The sequence below is a fragment of the Streptomyces sp. NPDC034043 genome, from assembly GCF_055575675.1.
The window spans coordinates 25241-42228 of record NZ_JBVISF010000026.1; the positions used below are offsets into that span (position 1 = coordinate 25241).

Genomic DNA, 16988 nt, shown 5'->3' on the forward strand with positions numbered 1-16988 from the left:
GGACAACGGCATGGACAACGGCACGCGGGGCGGCACCACCCTCGTCGTCGGGGGCAACGGGAAGACGGGACGACGGGTCGCCGAACGGCTCCTGGCCCACGGGCGCGCGGTGCGCATCGGCTCCCGCACCGGTGAGCCGGCCTTCGACTGGGACCGGCCCGAGACCTGGGGACCCGCGCTGCGAGGCGTGGACCGGGCGTACGTGACCTACCACCCGGACCTGGCCTTCCCGGGAGCCGCCGACCGCGTCGGTGCCTTCGCGGAAGCCGCCGTGGCCGCCGGGGCGCGGCGACTGGTGCTGCTGTCCGGGCGCGGGGAGGAGGCGGCGCGGCGGGCCGAGGACCGGCTGCGGGACTCGGGGGCCGACTGGACCGTCGTACGCGCCAGCTGGTTCCACCAGAACTTCGACGAGGACTTCTTCCTGGACTCCGTACGGGCCGGGGAGATCGCGCTGCCCGTGGGGGACGCGGTGGAACCCTTCGTGGACGCCGGTGACATCGCCGACGTGGCGGTTGCCGCGCTCACCGACGACCGCCACATCGGCAGGACGTACGAGCTGACCGGGCCGAGGCTGCTCGGCTTCGCGGAGGTGGCCGACGAGCTCTCGAGGGCGACCGGGCGCGAGATCGCGTACGTCCCCGTCACGGAGGCGGCGTACCTGGCGGTGCTGCGGGAACGCGGCCTGCCGGAGGAGTTCGCGGAGCTGTTCGCCCTGATCTCGGACGGGCGCAACGCGCACCTGGACCACGGGGTGGAGGAGGTACTGGGACGCCCCGCCAAGGACTTCGCCGATTACGCGCGCCAAGCGGCGGCGAGCGGGGTCTGGGACGTCCGGGGGTGAGCCCGGCCGGCGGCGGTCCGCGAGCCGGTGCGGGGGGTGGGCCCGCGGTGGTTCCGGACGGGGACGGCCGCGGGCACGGTGGCAGGCCGGGCGGGCACCGCGGTGCCCGCCCGGCCCCGGCTCAGGAGAGCTCCAGGACGCCGACGGGCTGGGGGCCGCTGAGCTCGCCGGTGGGCCGGAAGCCGAGGCCCAGGTAGAAGGGCGCCGGGCTGTCGTCGCCGTCGTGCCAGGTGACGTACGCCCGCGTCCCGCCGCGACGGCGGATCTCCTCGGTGACGGCCTCCACGGCGAAGCGGCCGTAGCCCTTGCCCTGATGACCGGCGGCGATGTTCAGGCGCCAGATGCCGGAGCGGCGGTGCTCCGGGTCCTTGGCCGGGTTCCAGACGATGTCCAGGAAGGCCATGATGAAGCCGACGACCTCGTCACCGTCGACGATGGCGCGGGGCCAGGCGACCTCCCCGTGGACGTAGGCCTCGGCGAGGGACTGCGTGACGGACTCGACGAGGTGCTCCTGGTCGGGGCGGACGCGGACGGCGGTGACGGCTTCGAAGTTGTCCGGGGTCACCGGTACCAGGCGGAGTGATGAGCTGATCATTTGCGCAGCCTAGTTCCGCCGCTGAGGGCTGCAAAAAGAACAGGACGTGCGGTATATTTCTGAGTGTCGCGACACCTTCGGGAGAGGGCGTTCTGAAACGATGGGCGGGTCTTGGTGTGGTGGCCGGTAATCGTCGTTCCACGGGCCGGTCCGGAGCCGGGCACGCGGACATCAGGCGCCGTGCCGTGCCGGAGCCGCGTACCTGCGGGTCCGGGGGAGTCAGGCGGTGGCCTTCGTCAGGCCCGCCGCTTCCAGTTCCTGCGAGTACTCCAGGGCCTCGTTGTAGACGGTGACCGTCCGGCTCTCGGAGATGTCCACGGCGGTGAGGACCGAGGACTGCACGATGCTGGGCAGCAGATGACGCAGCAGTGCGGTGACCCGGATGCCGAGGTCCTGGTAGTCGGTGAGGGCCTGGGACATCGACTGGATGCCGGCGTAGGTGCCCACGATCACGTCAGCGGTCTCGGCCGGGACGACGTGGGGGAGCAGTTCGCCCCTGGTCTTGGCCTTCTCCAGGCGCTCGCACACGGGAGCGACCCAGGCGAGCCAGGGCCCACTGCGGTCGAGCCCCCGTGCCAGCTGGTCCATGGCCAGCCGCACGCTCGCCCGGACCATGGCATCGGTCTGGAGGCGGTAGGTGTGGAGCATCATGATGTCCACGACCTCCTGCACCATGGTCGCGCGACCGGGGATGACCAGGTTCTGGTTCTGGGACGCGAGGACGCCGTGGGCCAGATCCTCCTTCGACTGGAAGTGGAAGTACAAGGCTCCCTTGGTCACCCCCGCTTCGGCGAGGATCTCCGAGATGGTGGCTGCCTGGTAGCCGCGCTCCTCGAAGATCTTGGCCGCCGCTGCCAGGATCGCCCGGCGCGTGCGGATGGCTCGTACCTGCTCAGCCATGCTGGCTCCTTCCTCCACGGGAGCGGAGCGTCGGAAGCCTGGTGCAAACCGCCCGTCCCGTACGTATCTTACAGCGCGTAACTTCCACGCCAACCCTGACGCTGCGCCGACGCCTGGTACGCCGAGAGAGGAAGACGGTTCCGAGAGTGGGGTGCGACCGAAACCGCAGGGGGCAATTCTGCCCGAGGGCATGCCTCTGACCTGCTGGTTCCGCCGGTGCCCGAGCCGGCGCGAGGTGTCGTCGGCACGGGGGAAAGGGCTGGATCCGTTCAGGAGACCGTGAAGCGGGCGGTCCGGGGTCATGGAGGTGGTGCCGAGGCGCTTGGTGGAGCCGGGCGTGCCTCGGCACCGGAAAATGCGGCCGGCGTCGGAGCCGGAGCCGGCCCCGTCAGGAGTACGAGGCCGCCGTGACGAGCGCGCTGAAGGCGACCGTGCCGTTCTGGAGGCCCGTCACCCGCACGGCTTCGTCCGCTCCGGGCGTGTCCGGGTACAGGCGCTCCGCCTGGATCATGCACGGCATGTCGAACTCGACGTACCGCTTGAAGTCGCTGCTGATGCCGAGCGGCAGGAAGGACGAACGTCCGAGAGTGGCCGCCGCGGCCTGTCGGGCGGCTTCCACGAGGAGCATGCCCGGTACGTGGTCGAGGGGGTGGTCGAACAGGATCGGGTGGAGGGTGTCCACCCTGAGCTGCCAGCGGTTCGGCTCGGCCGACGGGGACAGGACCACGTCGGTCGGGGACAGCCGCCCCACGCTCTGCGGCGCGACGGGAGCCGTCAGGGGCAGCGGACGGTGGTCGGCCTGCCGGGTGTGCGGGGGGCGCAGGCGCTCGTAGACCGCCGGGCTGGTGCAGGTGGAGGAGACGCGCCCCGTCGCGACGACGTGTCCGGCGCGGCGGACCACGGCATCGTAGGTGATCTTGCTCAGCTTTCCGGCCCGGCGCTTGATCTCGGTGAAGGTGACGTCGATGTCGAGAGACGTCGACTTCGTCCGCTCAGCCTTGAGGTGCTCCGGCTGGTGGATGGTGATGCCGAGGTCCCACAGCAGGTACTGGTGGCCGAGAGGCAGACCGAACTCGGCGTGCCCCAGCAGGATGCCGACCTGCCGGATCGTCTCCACGCAGATGAGGGGATCGTGGTGGTCTCCGGCGACCTGGGTGTAGAAGCTGTGGCTGCGGGGCCACTGGGCGGTGACGGAGAAGCGGGTGTCGTCGAGACGCTGCCAGTCGGTCAGGAAGACTTCGGCGGCGGATGCCCGGTGCACCAGTTCCTTCGGAACGGTGGCGGTGAGCGACGGATAGTCGTATCCGCTCTGCCCGAGTGGCGAGAGTGCGGCCCGCAACGTCGGGTCGTAGGTCGGAGTGCGCTCTACATGAAACGTGCTCGCGCTCATTGTTCCCCCTAGACAGCGCTGGCGAGTTACAGGTGTGACCTGCGAGAAAAATATATACCAACCGGTTTTTTATCCAGAGAGAGAGTCACCCTTGCCGGAGAAATATGCGGAGGTGCCCATTCCGGCCAAACCTCCGCCCGACTGTTTTCCCAGTTCCCTGCCGGTGGGCCGACGTTGAATCTCTGCCACCCCGGCTGGAACAGCTCAACCGGGCCAAGAGTGGTTCTTGAGCCGGTGGCCGGTAGGAGGGCGGTATCCGGCGCGGGAAGCCGGCGGACCCGTGTCGGAAGAGCGCTTTGCGGTCTGCGACGGCCGGGCCGTTCGCCGCGATGCCTCGTCCCTTCCTTGGGGGGCGACGACTGCCGCCCCAGGAAGTCTCGCACCGGTCCGACCGCAGGGCTTGTGCCGTCCAGAACGGTTCTGCCGTCCGCGATGCGCGGAGCGGACCGGGCGGCCGACCGGAGGTGCTCCCCTGGATGACGACCGGCCCGATCCGCCCGTCGTGCGCGTTCGCGGTTTGCCGGGGCGAAACGTCTCGGCTGACTCCGTTGCCCGGCTCCGGCGCGCCGAGGTCTGGGTTCCCGGGCTTGCGGGTGATTGGTCTACCGGCTGGCGGAAGGGCGTCCGGTGGGCGGGCGGGATGAGGGGGCGGCCTTCCGCCGGATGGGTTCCGGCCCTGGCGGCGGCTCGCGGCCCAGGGCCGGTGGGAGTCGTTCCTCTTCGTCTTGAGTGACGTTCGAGCCGAGCTCGGGCCGGTCTCCGCCGTTCGCCAAGTGTAAATATCCTCCAGCAAACCGCTAAAGCGGTTTGTTAACTCCCTGCCGGGTGTCGCGTAGAGGTATGTCCGGCCGTTCGGCTCCTCGTGCCAGGTCCACCGATGAGGCGTCACGAGCCGACCAGGGGGTCGGTTCTCAGCCGTTTATTGGCTCGTATGGCGCGCCTCCAGCCGTGTCCTGCCCCTCCTGTGGCGACCGGAGGGGAGCCTCAGGTGTTCCGCTTGCAGGCAAACCTGCAGCTCGTGGCGCGTTCGTGGGTTCCTGAAGGGGTGTGGAGGTCAGAAAACGGTACAGCCGGTTTGGTATTGACAAACCGGCTCGTCTGTTTTTTGCTCGTTCCAGCGAAAGTCGAGGGCTCATCCATGGACGAACAGGGGAGTACGGGCGTGGACATCGATGTACTGGGCGCACTGACCGTGCGGGAGAACGGGGTCTCCATCACGCCGACCGCGGCCAAGCCCCGGCAGGTGCTGGCGCTGCTCGCGCTCCACGCCGACCAGGTGGTGCCCGTGGCCGCGCTGATCGAGGAGCTGTGGGGCGCCGAGCCGCCGCGCAGCGCCCGTACGACGCTCCAGACGTACGTGCTCCAGCTGCGCGGGCTCATCGCCACCGCGCTGGAGGGGACGGACGGGTCGCGCACCCCGAAGGACGTCCTCGTCACGCTGCCCGGCGGGTACATGCTCAACAGCGCCGGCGGGACCAGCGACGTCCGCGAATTCGACCGGCTGGCCGGGATGGGCTACCGGGCCATGGACGCCGGGGACTTCCCCAACGCCGCACGGCTGCTGCGCGAGGCGCTCGCGCTCTGGTCCGGCCCGGCCTTCGCGGACGTCGACGGCGGCGTGCAGCTGGACATGGAGACGCGGCGCCTGGAGGAGACCCGGCTGTGCGCGCTCGATCAGCGCATAGAGGCGGACCTGCGGCTCGGCCGGCACCGGGAGCTCCTCGCGGAACTGACCGTACTGGCCAGCCGCTACCGGATCCACGAGAACCTGCACGGGCAGTTCATGCTCGCCCTGCACCGATCCGGGCGTCGCGGCGAGGCGCTCAGCGTCTACCAGCGGCTGCGCTCCACGCTGGTGCGCGAGCTCGGCATCGAGCCCTCCGCCGCCCTGCGCAGTCTCCAGCGGTCGATCCTCATGAGCGGCCCCGAGACCCCCGCCGAATCCCCGGAGACCGCCCGCAAGCGGCTCGCCCGGGTGGGGTGACCCGGTATCGGGATGATCGATTTGTGAAATCGTGTACCGGGATTTAAGAAAGAGCGCGGGAGAACCTGAGAGTTAATTTGCGTTAACGGGAATCGGAACAAAGGTGAGCAGCTCAATCACTGGGCTGAGCATGGGGTTCCGTCTCCAATCGGAATCCTGTCTTTCGAATCCGCCGTCTGTTCGCCTGTTTCGGAGGTCCGCTCGACGTCGGCTCGAGCGCCCGGTGATGTTGCCCTGGGCTGCCTTACCGTCATCGGGTCGAATACTGAAAACCGAGAGTATCTCGACGAAATATGGAGGGGAGACGGGAGACCGTGAAGATTCAGGTTCTGGGTCCGTTGAGTGCCGAGGTCAACGGGGCATCGATCGTTCCTACGGCGGGCAAGCCGCGTCAGATCCTGGCGCTTCTCGCGCTCTACCCGGGCCGGGTGATGCCCGTACCGACCCTCATGGAGGAGATCTGGGGGACGAAGCTGCCCGAAAGCGCGCTCACCACCCTGCAGACGTACATCCTCCAGCTGCGCCGCAGACTCGGCACGGCCATGGGCCCCGGGGCCCCCGGCACCGCCAAGGACGTGCTCGCCACCCGGCACGGCGGCTACCTGCTCCAGATCCCGCAGGAGTCGGTGGACGTCCACGAGTACGAGGCCCTCGTGGCCGCCGGCCAGACCGCCTTCGACGACGGTGACGACGAGCGCGCCGCGGACCTGCTGCGCAAGGCCCTCGACCTGTGGCAGGGACCCGCGCTGGTCGACGTACGCGTCGGGCCGATCCTCGAGATCGAGGTGCTGCGCCTGGCGGAGAGCCGGCTGGTGACCACCGAGCGGCGCATCGACGTCGACCTGCGCCTGGGGCGGCACACCGAACTGCTCGCCGAACTCACGGAGCTGATGGCCCGCAACCCGCAGCACGAGGGCCTGCACTCGCAGGCCATGGTGGCCCTCTACCGCTCGGGCCGGCAGGCCACCGCCCTCGACGTCTACCGCAGGCTCCGGGCCCGCCTGATCGGGGAGCTCGGCGTCGAGCCCTCGCAGCAGCTCCAGCGCCTGCACCAGGCGATGCTGCGGGTGGACCCGGCGCTCGACGTGGTCGCGGGACCGCGCCGCAGCTCCACCTTCGACCTGTACGCGGCGTAGGGGCGGCGCGGGCGGGCGACCGCCTGCCGCCCCCCGCGCGGCGCCGGTGCACCGGGCGGCCGTGCCGCCGCTCCGCGGACCCGCCGCCCCGGGCCATCCTTGTGCACCGGTGGGTTCGTGGCAGGGCCGCGACCTGGTTCTTCGAGCGGTGCTCGGCCGTGGCGTGAGCGGCTCTCCAGTGCGGGCGGTCAGGCTCCTGGCGACCCGGTGTGCGTCGGTGCGCCGGCGGACGAGGAGAGAGGCGACCATGCAAGCCACGGATCAGCTGGAACTCGTCGACCTGGCCCGCATCCTGCGGGTCTGGGGCGGCGAGGAGGACTGTGTCGAGCTGAGCGAGGACGTCCAGGACCTGTACTGGATGGAGCTCGGCTACGACTCCCTCTCCGTCCTGCAGACCACCGGCTCGATCGAGCGGAAGTTCGACATCCTCATCGACGGGGACCTCCTCGAAATGGCCGACACCCCGAGGCTCTTCCTCGAACTGGTCAACGGAGTGCTGGGCAGCCGGGCCGCCGCCTGAGACTCGAGCGGCAGTCCACGCGGGCTCCGGCCGACTCAGACAGGCTCTGTGTCAAGCGTTGAGAGAGGTGTCTGATGTCTGTCGAGCGAGTGCACCGGTTGTCATGCGCGGTTGACGCGGCCGCGCCCGCCGGAGCCCTGTACACCCTGGTGGCCGACACCGCCCCCTGGCCGCTGTTCCTGCCGGACGCCGTCCACGTCGAGCGGCTGGACTTCGACGGCACCACCGACCGGTACATGCAGTGGGCGATCGCGGACGGGGAGCTGCGGCGTTCGCTCTGGCGGCGGACCCTGGACCCCGACCAGCGGCGCATCGGCTTCCGCGAGGAGCGCCCCGATGACCCCGTGGCCGCGGCGGGCGGCAGCTGGAGCGTGACGGAACTGGCCCCGGGCTGGTCGCGGCTGACCCTGGAGCAGGACGTCACCGTCTCCGGGGGCCGCGGCGCGGAGGCCGAACGGGTCCTGGCCTCCGCCGAGGAGCGGGGCCGGGCGGTGCTGCACGGTCTGCGGACCGCCGCGGAAAGCTGGCGGCGGCTCGACGAACTGCTGCTGTCCTTCGAGGACTCCGTACGGATCGAGGGCCCGGCCGAGCCGGTGTACGAGTTCCTGTACGGCGTGGACTCCTGGCCGGGCCGCGTCGCGCACGTCGTGGAGGCCGAGGTCACCGAGGACCGGCCAGGCGTGCAGCGCACCCGGCTGGTGAACCTGGCCGAGGACGGCTCCTCCTACACCACGGAGGGGGTACGGGTGTGCTTCCCGGCGGCCGGGCGCATCGTCTTCAAGCGGACCCGGCCGCACCCCCTCCTCGCCGCGCACGCCGGAGAGTGGTCGCTGGAACCGGACGCGGCGGGGGTGACCGTGGTGTGCCGGCACGACGTGCTGCTGGACGAGCGGGCCGTGGAGCGGGTCCTGGGCCCCGGCGCGGACCTCGCGCGGGCACGGCGCTCCGTGCGCGAGGTGCTCGGCCGCGAGGCCAGGGCCACGCTGGGTCCGGTGCCGCAGTCCGCCGGGGACACCGTCAGGGCCCTGCGGTCCGTGTGAGGGGCCTTTCGCGGGCCGAGCGCGCCGCGGGGGACCCGTAACGCCCGCGGGGGACCGCCCGCGGGGAACCGTAGCGCCCGCCCGTCACCCACCACCGTCTTCGCCGAGGTGGTGGGTGGCGGGCTTCTCAGGTCCGGCGACCCGCGGTGTCGAGACGGCGCAGTGTGGCGGGGAGAGCCAGGCAGGGCATGACCACCCGCCAGAAGCCGGCCAGCGTGCGCGGGGCGAGCCACTGCGGGTCGTCACGTGCCAGGGCCTCGAAACCCAGGGTGGCGGCCACCACCGTCGCCGCCACGTTGCGGAGGTTGAGGCCGGGCAGCAGGGTGCCCTCCTGCGCGGCCTCCGTGAGCAGCCGGTGCACGTACTCGTGCCACTCCCGGGGCAGGGCGTAGGCGGGGGAGTACGCCGGCTCCCGGTTGAGCCGGAACCCGGCCCGTGCCACGACGTCGGACACGAGCAGCCGGGCGAGGGCCTGCGAACTGTCGGCCAGAGCCTGGAGGGCCGACGTCCGCTGCGCGTAGACCTCGCAGGCGACCGCGCGCAGGGCCCGTGCCCCGGCGGCCTCGACCGCCTCGGCGACCGCCGCCTTGTTCTCGAAGTGGAAGTGCAGCGCGCCCGGGCTCACACCCGCCCCGACGCTGATCATGCTCAGCGTCGCCTCGGCGTAGCCGCGCTGTCCGAACACGGTCGCGGCTGACTCAATCAGTGCTCGACGGGTCCGGACGGCGCGTTCTTGTTTCATCACGCATAGCTCCTGTATCAGTTTCCTTCCATTATTAAACCGCGCCGTTGGTATAAAAGAAGGGGGTCGAAGGTCCCGGGTGGCTGGTTTGATGGTGATTCCTCCCCTGTGGTGGCCGGTTTCAGGCTATCCGTCCCTGTATCTCATGGGCTTGTGAGGCCTTTGACAAACCGGCGACGCGGTTTGTATCTTCGCTGACGTTGGCTCAACCGAGCTTGAGGGGAGGGGGGCAGATGAACCAGCGGACCATCGCTGTACTGGAACCTCACGCAGCCGCCGCCGGAGTGAACGGGGGGTTCCTTCCGGCCGAAGGACTCAGGACACCACAGCACGCGCCGACCCAGTCGGCCCTGTGGCGGATCCTCATCGTGGACAGCAACACGGCCGAGGCGGAGACGCTCGCACGCGGCCTGCGCCGCCACGGGCACGAAGTCGACATCGTCAGCACCGGAAGCGAGGGGCTGCGCGGCTACGCCGACGCCGACCTCGTGCTCCTCGACCTCGAACTCCCCGACCTCGACGGGCTGGAGGTCTGCCGGAGCATCCGCGCGGCCCACGAGATCCCGGTGATCGCGGTCACCGCCCGGGGCAGCGAACTGGACCGGGTCCTGGGCCTCCAGGCGGGCTCGGACGACTACCTGGTCAAGCCGTACGGCTTCCGCGAGCTGATGGCGCGGATGGAGGCGGTGATGCGCCGGGCGCGCCCGAGCCGGCCCGTCGCGGCGACCATCACCTGCGGCCCGCTGCGGATCGACGCGGGAACGCGCGAGGTGACGCTGAACGGGGAGCCCGTCGAAACGACGCGCAAGGAGTTCGACATGCTCTACCTCCTCGCGTCCCATCCCGACACCGTCATCCCGCGCAAGATGCTGATGCAGCAGGTCTGGGGCGACTCCTGGTCCCGCCGGACCGTGGACACGCACGTGAGCACGCTCCGCAACAAGATCGGCGCCGGCTGGATCATCACGATCCGGGGCGTCGGTTTCCGGTTCGGCCAGGCAGCCTGAGCCGGCCCCGCGGGATCCCGCGGGAGGACCGCCGACCACCGATACCAGCTGAGGGGGACGACCATGACAGCGACGTCGCTGTGCCAGGGGGAGGGCTGCCGCAGCGGGCACGCCGGCGGACGGCCCCGCAGGCGGACGGCCGACGGCAGCCTGCTGTGCCGTTCGTGCCGCGAGCACCTCACCGCCGGCCTCGCCGAACTGACCCACCTCTACGAGGAGTGCGGGCGGATGCTCGGCGGCGCGGCCCCCGGCAGCCTGCGCGAGCGGACCACCGGCGGATACCTGCCCGGGCTGCCCTTCAACGGTGCCGCGGCCGACGTGCGGGCCCGCATGGTCTCCGTCCTGGGTTCGTGGAGCGGGCTGGTCGCGCAGCAGCGCGGGTTCACCGCACCGCCCCGGACCGTCGCGGCGCTCACCGCCTTCCTGCTGCGCAACGCCGACTGGCTCGCCGCCCACTCCGCGGCCGCCGAGGCCACGAAGGAGATCGCCCGGCTGGTCCGGGCCGGACGCCGCGCGGCCTTCCCGGACCCCGCCCGCAGCATCCGCCTCGGCGACTGCCCCGAGTCCGGCTGCTCCGGTGCCCTGGCGCTGGCCGTACGCGCCAGCGCGCCCGCGGCCGGAGAGGCGATCGTGTGCGACGCCGCCCCGGCCCACCGCTGGACCAGCGACCAGTGGAGCGAGCTCAGCCGCTCCATGGACTCCGCGCGGGAGCCCGGAGCCGCCCCGGCGGCCGCCACCGAACGCTGGCTGACCGCAGCCGACATCGCGCGGCTGTGGCACACCCCGACGGGCACCGTCTACCGGCTGGCGAGCGAGGAGCGCTGGCGCAGGCGCAATCGCGCCGGCCGTACGTACTACAACGAGGGCGACGTCCGCGCCTGCTTCAGCCGGCGGGCGGCGCGCACCTGAACCACCCGCCCCGCCTGATCTTCCGCAGCGGTCAGCACGGCATCCGGTAGGACCCGGATCCAGCCGTCTGACCGCTGCTTGACGTTCCCTTGGCCGCCCTGCGACACAGCGGACCGGCCCTTGTGGAACCTGACCTACTCCTGAATCCAGGGCCATTGAACGGCCGCTCGGGTCCGAAGAACCTTGTAGTCAAGATCCGGTGCACTGTCTCCGGAGGTTGAATTCAAGGAGACGTGATGGACGCCCCAGTGATCGTCGTCGGCGCGGGCCCGGCGGGCATGATGCTCGCCGGCGAGCTGCGGCTGGCGGGAGTCGCCGTCGTCGTCCTGGAACGCCTTGAACGGCGTACAGGCGAATCCCGCGGCCTCGGCTTCACCACCCGCACGCTGGAGACCTTCGACCAGCGCGGCCTGCTCGCCCGCTTCGGCGAGATCGAACGCAGTACGCAGGGCCACTTCGGCGGGATCCCGCTGGACTTCGGCGTGCTCGACGGCGCCTGCCAGGCCGCCAAGACCGTGCCGCAGTCCGTCACCGAGACGCACCTGGAGGAGTGGGCCACCTCGCTGGGCGCCGACATCCGGCGCGGCCACGAGGTGCTCTCCGTACGCGACGACGGCGAGGGCGTCGACGTCGAGGTCCGCGGTCCGGACGGCACGCACACCCTGCGCGCCGGCTGGCTCGTGGGCTGTGACGGCGGCCGCAGCACCGTCCGCAAGGCGGTCGGCTTCGACTTCCCCGGCACCGCGGCCACCATGGAGATGTTCCTCGCCGACATCAAGGGCATCGAGCTCAAGCCCCGCATGATCGGCGAGACCCTGCCCGGCGGCATGGTGATGGTGGGCCCGCTGCCCGGCGGAACCACCCGCATCGTCGTCTGCGAGCGCGGCACCCCGCCGCGCCGGCGCGAGAGCCCGCCGTCCTTCGAGGAGGTCGCGGCCGCCTGGCAGCGGCTGACCGGCGAGGACATCTCGGCCGCCGAACCGGTGTGGGTGAGCGCCTTCGGCGACGCGGCACGCCAGGTCACCGAGTACCGGCGCGGCCGGGTGCTGCTCGCCGGCGACGCCGCGCACATCCACCTGCCCGCCGGCGGCCAGGGCATGAACACCGGCATCCAGGACGCCGTCAACCTCGGCTGGAAGCTCGCCTCGGTGGTCCTCGGCCGGGCCCCGCTGAGCCTGCTCGACACCTACCACGGCGAACGCCACCCCGTCGGGCGGCGCCTGCTGATGAACACCCGGGCCCAGGGACTGCTGTTCCTGAGCGGCGCGGAGGTACAGCCGCTGCGCGACTCCCTCCGCGAACTCATGGCGTACGAGGACGTGGCCCGCCACCTCGCCGCCATGGTCACCGGACTGGAGATCACCTACGACGTCGGCAGGGGCAGCCACCCGCTGCTCGGCCGCCGCATGCCCCGCCTGGAGCTCACCGGCGCCGACGGCCGCCCGACCTCCAGCACCGAACTGCTGCGCCCCGCCCGCGGGGTGCTCCTCGACCTGGCGGACAACCCCCGGCTGCGCCAGCGCGCCGCCGCCTGGGCGGAGCGGGTCGACACCGTCACCGCCCGGCCGCGCGAGACACCGGCCGGCGGCGACGGCCCGCACGACACCACCGCCCTGCTGATCCGGCCCGACGGGTACGTGGCCTGGGCCGCGCCCGGCAGCCACCACGACCTGCCGATGGCGCTGGAGCGCTGGTTCGGCACGCCCTGACCACCGGCGCGCCCCGAGGACCGGCACTCCCGGGCGGCCGCCACACCCGGCGGCCGGACGAGTACGTCACGAGGAGGAACCACCCCATGGCAACGCCCACCGCGGCGATCGAACGCGCTGCGCCCGGAGCTTCCGAGGAGCGCCGAGGCATCGTCCGCGCCGCCCGTACGGTGCTGGCCCGCGAGGGCTGGACGCGCTGCACCTCCGAAGCGACGGCGCAGGAGGCCGGGTTGCCGCCGGAGTCCGTGGAGCGGCACTTCCCGGACCAGAAGCTGCTGCTGCTGAGCGTGCTGCTGGACAGCTCCGCCTCCGTCGCCGCGGCCCTCGAGGCCGTCGCCGAGAGCCACCTCGCGGAGATCACCGACCTGGAACAGGACCTCATCGCGCTCGGCCGGGCGTGGCTGGCGCCGCTGGAGGCCTTCCGCGAGCACTTCGCCATCGTCCGTCACATCAGCGCCGAGGTCACCCGCCTCCCGGCCGAGGCCGTCCAGAAGTGGCAGGCCGCCGGTCCCCGGCGGGCCCGCGGCGCACTGGCCCGCCGGCTCCGGCACCTCGCGGACCAGGGCCTCCTCGACATCTCCGACGCCGACCAGGCGGCGGAACGTTTCATCCTGCTGGTTCCCTCCGGCGTCGTCCAGCGGTCCTTCCTCGGGGCGCTGCCCGTGCCCGAGGACGAGGCGGACGCCCTCATCGCCGACGGAGTGGCGGACTTCATCCGCCTCTACCACCCCTGAACCAGCCCCCAGACCCGGCCCCCCGGCTCACGGAAGAGAGACACCGAATGCAGCACAGCAACCTCATCGTGGCCCGGATGGACAGCATGTCGAGCGACCAAGTCGCGAAGCTGTTCTCCGAGTTCGACAAGACCGACATGCCTGCGCGGATGGGCACCCTCCGCCGTCGCCTGTTCATGTACAAGGGGCTCTACTTCCACCTCCAGGACTTCGCCGAGGACGACGGCGGCGAGCGCATCCAGGAGTCCCGTACCGACCCGCGCTTCATGAAGATCAGCCACGACCTGCTGCCCTTCATCCAGCCGTACGACCCCGCCACCTGGCGCAGCCCGGCCGACGCCATGGCCACCCGCTTCTACGACTGGACGGCGTCCGAGTGACATCCGTCCGGGCCGATACGAGAGGAGGGCCGCACCGGTGGTTCGCCGGGTAGTGATCACAGGACTCGGAGTGCTGTCGCCGGGAGGCATCGGCACCCGGGACTTCTGGAACCTGCTGAGTTCGGGACGTACGGCGACACGGGGGATCACCCTCTTCGATCCGTCCCCCTTCCGGTCCAAGGTGGCGGCCGAGGCCGACTTCGACCCCGGACTGCACGGGCTGACCGCGCAGGAGGTCCAGCGCATGGACCGCGCCGCCCAGTTCGCCGTGGTGGCGGCCCGGGAGGCGGCGGCCGACAGCGGCCTCGACTTCGCGGGGCTGGACCCGTACCGCATCGGTGTCAGCTTCGGCACCGGCATGGGAGCCGTCGGCAGCCTCGACAGCGCGTACCGCGAGGCCAGCGACCGCGGCAGGCTGGACGCAGTCGGCCACGAGGACGTGCCCCGTCATCTGTACGACCACCTCGTGCCCAGCTCCTTCGCCGCCGAGGTGGCCTGGGCCGTCGGCGCGGAGGGACCGTCCACGGTGGTCTCCACCGGCTGCACCTCCGGGATCGACTCGGTCGCGCACGCCGTCGACCTGATCCGCGAGGGCAGCGCCGACGTCATGGTCACCGGCGCCGCCGACGCCCCGATCACGCCCTTCATCCTGGCGTCCTTCGACGCGATCAAGGCGACGACCACCCTCAACGACGAGCCGGAGAAGGCCTCGAGGCCCTTCGACGCCTCCCGCAAGGGATTCGTCCTCGGCGAGGGCGCCGCGGTCTTCGTCCTGGAGGAGCTGGAGAGCGCCCGCAACCGCGGCGCGCACGTCTACGCGGAGGTCGCCGGCTACGCCTCCCGCTCCAGCGCCTTCCACATGACGGGACTGCGCCCCGACGGCCGGGAGATGGCCGAGGCCATCACCGTGGCACTGGACGAGGCGCGGCTGAACCCGGGCGACATCGACTACGTCAACGCGCACGGCTCCGGCACCAAACAGAACGACCGCCACGAAACGGCCGCGTACAAGCTGGCACTCGGCCCGCACGCCTACGGCACGCCGGTGAGCTCGATCAAGTCGATGATCGGGCACTCGCTGGGCTCCGTCGGCTCCATGGAGATCGCCGCGTCCCTCCTGGCGATGGAGCACCACGTGGTGCCGCCCACCGCGAACCTGCGGACCCGGGATCCGGAATGCGACCTCGACTACGTTCCGCTCGTGGCGCGGGACCACCGCACCGATGCCGTCCTGACCGTCGGCAGCGGATTCGGCGGCTTCCAGAGCGCGATGGTGCTGGCCCGTCCCGACAGGAGGACCGCATGAGCGCCAGGACCCTGGTCACCGGCATCGGTGTGGCCGCCCCCAGCGGGCTCGGGGTGGAGGACTTCTGGGCGGCGACCCGTATCGGCAAGAGCGCCATCGGGCCCGTGACCCGGTTCGACACCTCTTCCTACCCCGCGCGCCTGGCCGGGGAGATCCACGGCTTCGAGGCCAAGGACCACCTGCCCGGCAGGCTCGTACCGCAGACCGACCGGGTGACCCAGCTCGCCCTCGTCGCAGCCGACTGCGCCTTCGCCGATGCCGGCCTCGCGCCGGGCGACATCCACCCGTGCGACATGGGCGTGGTCACCGCGGCCGGCTCCGGGGGGCTCGAGTTCGGCGAGAACGAGCTGCGGAACCTGTGGAACCAGGGCCCAAGGCACGTCAGCGCGTACCAGTCCTTCGCCTGGTTCTACGCCGTCAACAGCGGGCAGATCTCGGTCCGCAACGATCTGCGCGGGCCCACCGGCGTCCTCGTCGGCGACCAGGCGGGCGGACTCGACGCGCTGGCCCACGCCCGGCGCCAGCTCCGCAAGGGCAGCAGCAGGCTGATCGCCACCGGCGGCTTCGACGCCTCGATCTGCTCCCTGGGCTGGGCGGCGCACCTCGCGGGAGGCCACCTGTCCACCAGCGACGAGCCCGAGCGCGCCTACCTGCCCTTCGACGAGGCGGCGGCCGGCTACGTGCCGGGAGAGGGCGGCGCCCTGATCCTCCTGGAGGACGAGGACAGCGCCCGCGCCCGAGGCGCGCGCAACGTCTACGCCGAGTTCGCCGGGTACGGAGCGACGCTCGACCCCAGGCCGGGCAGCGGCCGGGAACCCGGCCTGCGCCGGGCCATCGACGCGGCGCTCACCGACGCCTCCTGCCACCCGGCCGAGGTCGACGTGGTCTTCGCCGACGCCGCCGGCGTCCCGAGGCTCGACCGCGAGGAGGCCGCGGCCATTTCCGCGGTCTTCGGCCCCCGCGGGGTGCCGGTCACCGCACCCAAGACCATGACCGGACGGATCAACGCGGGCGCGGCACCGGTCGACGTGGTCTCGGCGGTCCTCTCCATGCGGGAGGGCCTGATCCCGCCGACCGTCAACGTAGAGCTGTCCCCGGCGTACGACCTCGACCTGGTGGCCGCGCGGCCCCGGACGGCCTCGGTCCGTACCGCCCTCGTCCTCGCCCGCGGCCGCGGCGGCTTCAACGCCGCGGCCGTGGTGCGCGCCGTCGACTGACGGCGCCCCCCAGCCGGCGTCCGCCACCGTCCCCGCCCCGACGGAGGCGGCGTCCTTTGTGCCCCGCAGCCGAAACCCCCGGATGCGGAAGACCAATGAAGGGATCCATCGTGTCCAAGCAGGAATTCACCTTTGACGACCTCAAGCGCATCCTCCTCGAGGGTGCCGGCGCCGACGAGGGGGTCGACCTCGACGGCGACATCCTCGACATCGAGTTCGAGACGCTGGGCTACGAGTCGCTGGCGCTGCTCGAGACCGGCGGCCGCATCGAGCGCGAGTTCGGCATCACGCTCGACGACGACGTGTTCGTCGACAACACCACGCCGCGGTCCCTGGTCGAGGCCATCAACCTGAGCCTGCGCGCCCTCGTCGACGCCTAGGCCTTCCGCGACGCCGGGCGGCCGCCCCCTGGTACGGCGGCCGCCCCGTCGGCACGGTGCCCACGGCCGGCACACAGGGTTCGTCCTGGGGTTCCGTTCGTCGCCGAACGGTTCGTCCCGAGTCTGAAGGAGTCATGAGCATGTCGCAGTCCGGTCTGCGGGAGGTGGAGCACGAGATCACGGTCTCGGCTCCGGCCG

17 protein-coding genes are annotated in these 16988 nt (G+C 71.4%); 13 read left to right on the forward strand and 4 right to left on the reverse strand.

The window, feature by feature from the left end; translation table 11 throughout:
• Positions 1-10: 10 nt before the first annotated feature.
• Positions 11-841 (forward strand): NAD(P)H-binding protein, encoded by an 831-nt coding sequence (locus tag ACZ51S_RS33175; RefSeq protein ID WP_468963012.1) that lies wholly within the window; start codon positions 11-13, stop codon positions 839-841.
• 121 nt (positions 842-962) lie between these two features.
• Here the strand turns inward: ACZ51S_RS33175 and ACZ51S_RS33180 are convergent, their stop codons facing one another.
• The 3 genes from ACZ51S_RS33180 to ACZ51S_RS33190 form a co-directional block, all read right to left on the reverse strand.
• Complete coding sequence (locus ACZ51S_RS33180; RefSeq protein WP_468963000.1) at positions 963-1436, reverse strand: GNAT family N-acetyltransferase; 474 nt, start codon at positions 1434-1436, stop codon at positions 963-965.
• Between the two features lie 219 nt (positions 1437-1655).
• Positions 1656-2336, reverse strand: a complete 681-nt coding sequence (locus ACZ51S_RS33185) for a ScbR family autoregulator-binding transcription factor (protein ID WP_468804043.1) — start codon at positions 2334-2336, stop codon at positions 1656-1658.
• Positions 2337-2724: 388 nt separating this feature from the next.
• On the reverse strand, positions 2725-3726 hold the full coding sequence (locus ACZ51S_RS33190) for a ScbA/BarX family gamma-butyrolactone biosynthesis protein (RefSeq protein WP_468963002.1): 1002 nt from the start codon (positions 3724-3726) through the stop codon (positions 2725-2727).
• Positions 3727-4888: 1162 nt separating this feature from the next.
• Here ACZ51S_RS33190 and ACZ51S_RS33195 point away from each other — a divergent pair.
• The 4 genes from ACZ51S_RS33195 to ACZ51S_RS33210 all read left to right on the forward strand — a co-directional run bounded on the left by ACZ51S_RS33195 (position 4889) and on the right by ACZ51S_RS33210 (position 8406).
• A complete protein-coding gene (locus ACZ51S_RS33195) occupies positions 4889-5710 on the forward strand; it encodes an AfsR/SARP family transcriptional regulator (protein ID WP_468479154.1) in 822 nt (273 codons plus the stop codon).
• Between the two features lie 314 nt (positions 5711-6024).
• Positions 6025-6846, forward strand: coding sequence for an AfsR/SARP family transcriptional regulator (locus tag ACZ51S_RS33200; protein ID WP_362457485.1), 822 nt, complete (start codon positions 6025-6027; stop codon positions 6844-6846).
• Positions 6847-7093: 247 nt separating this feature from the next.
• Entirely contained in the window at positions 7094-7366 is a 273-nt protein-coding gene (locus ACZ51S_RS33205) for a phosphopantetheine-binding protein (RefSeq protein ID WP_468963004.1), read from the forward strand.
• A 74-nt stretch (positions 7367-7440) separates the two neighbouring features.
• Positions 7441-8406, forward strand: coding sequence for an SRPBCC family protein (locus tag ACZ51S_RS33210; protein ID WP_468804041.1), 966 nt, complete (start codon positions 7441-7443; stop codon positions 8404-8406).
• Positions 8407-8533: 127 nt separating this feature from the next.
• Here the strand turns inward: ACZ51S_RS33210 and ACZ51S_RS33215 are convergent, their stop codons facing one another.
• On the reverse strand, positions 8534-9148 hold the full coding sequence (locus ACZ51S_RS33215; RefSeq protein WP_468479156.1) for a ScbR family autoregulator-binding transcription factor: 615 nt from the start codon (positions 9146-9148) through the stop codon (positions 8534-8536).
• Positions 9149-9381: 233 nt separating this feature from the next.
• Here ACZ51S_RS33215 and ACZ51S_RS33220 point away from each other — a divergent pair, with 233 nt between their 5' ends.
• The 8 genes from ACZ51S_RS33220 (at position 9382) to ACZ51S_RS33255 (ending at position 16790) form a co-directional block, all read left to right on the forward strand.
• A complete protein-coding gene (locus tag ACZ51S_RS33220) occupies positions 9382-10155 on the forward strand; it encodes a response regulator transcription factor (protein ID WP_468479157.1) in 774 nt (257 codons plus the stop codon).
• Between the two features lie 63 nt (positions 10156-10218).
• Positions 10219-11064 (forward strand): hypothetical protein, encoded by an 846-nt coding sequence (locus ACZ51S_RS33225; RefSeq protein WP_468963006.1) that lies wholly within the window; start codon positions 10219-10221, stop codon positions 11062-11064.
• A gap of 236 nt (positions 11065-11300) precedes the next feature.
• Entirely contained in the window at positions 11301-12773 is a 1473-nt protein-coding gene (locus ACZ51S_RS33230) for an FAD-dependent monooxygenase (protein ID WP_468479159.1), read from the forward strand.
• Positions 12774-12859: 86 nt separating this feature from the next.
• Positions 12860-13507 carry a TetR/AcrR family transcriptional regulator C-terminal domain-containing protein gene (locus ACZ51S_RS33235; RefSeq protein ID WP_468479160.1) on the forward strand — a complete coding sequence of 216 codons (648 nt, stop codon included), beginning with the start codon at positions 12860-12862 and terminating at the stop codon, positions 13505-13507.
• A gap of 47 nt (positions 13508-13554) precedes the next feature.
• Positions 13555-13887 (forward strand): TcmI family type II polyketide cyclase, encoded by a 333-nt coding sequence (locus ACZ51S_RS33240; protein ID WP_388945592.1) that lies wholly within the window; start codon positions 13555-13557, stop codon positions 13885-13887.
• A gap of 52 nt (positions 13888-13939) precedes the next feature.
• Positions 13940-15193, forward strand: a complete 1254-nt coding sequence (locus ACZ51S_RS33245) for a beta-ketoacyl-[acyl-carrier-protein] synthase family protein (protein WP_468804039.1) — start codon at positions 13940-13942, stop codon at positions 15191-15193.
• Positions 15190-16410 (forward strand): ketosynthase chain-length factor, encoded by a 1221-nt coding sequence (locus tag ACZ51S_RS33250; RefSeq protein WP_468479162.1) that lies wholly within the window; start codon positions 15190-15192, stop codon positions 16408-16410. Before ACZ51S_RS33245 ends, ACZ51S_RS33250 begins: the two co-directional genes overlap by 4 nt.
• A gap of 110 nt (positions 16411-16520) precedes the next feature.
• Entirely contained in the window at positions 16521-16790 is a 270-nt protein-coding gene (locus tag ACZ51S_RS33255; protein ID WP_388945583.1) for an acyl carrier protein, read from the forward strand.
• Positions 16791-16988: the final 198 nt, after the last annotated feature.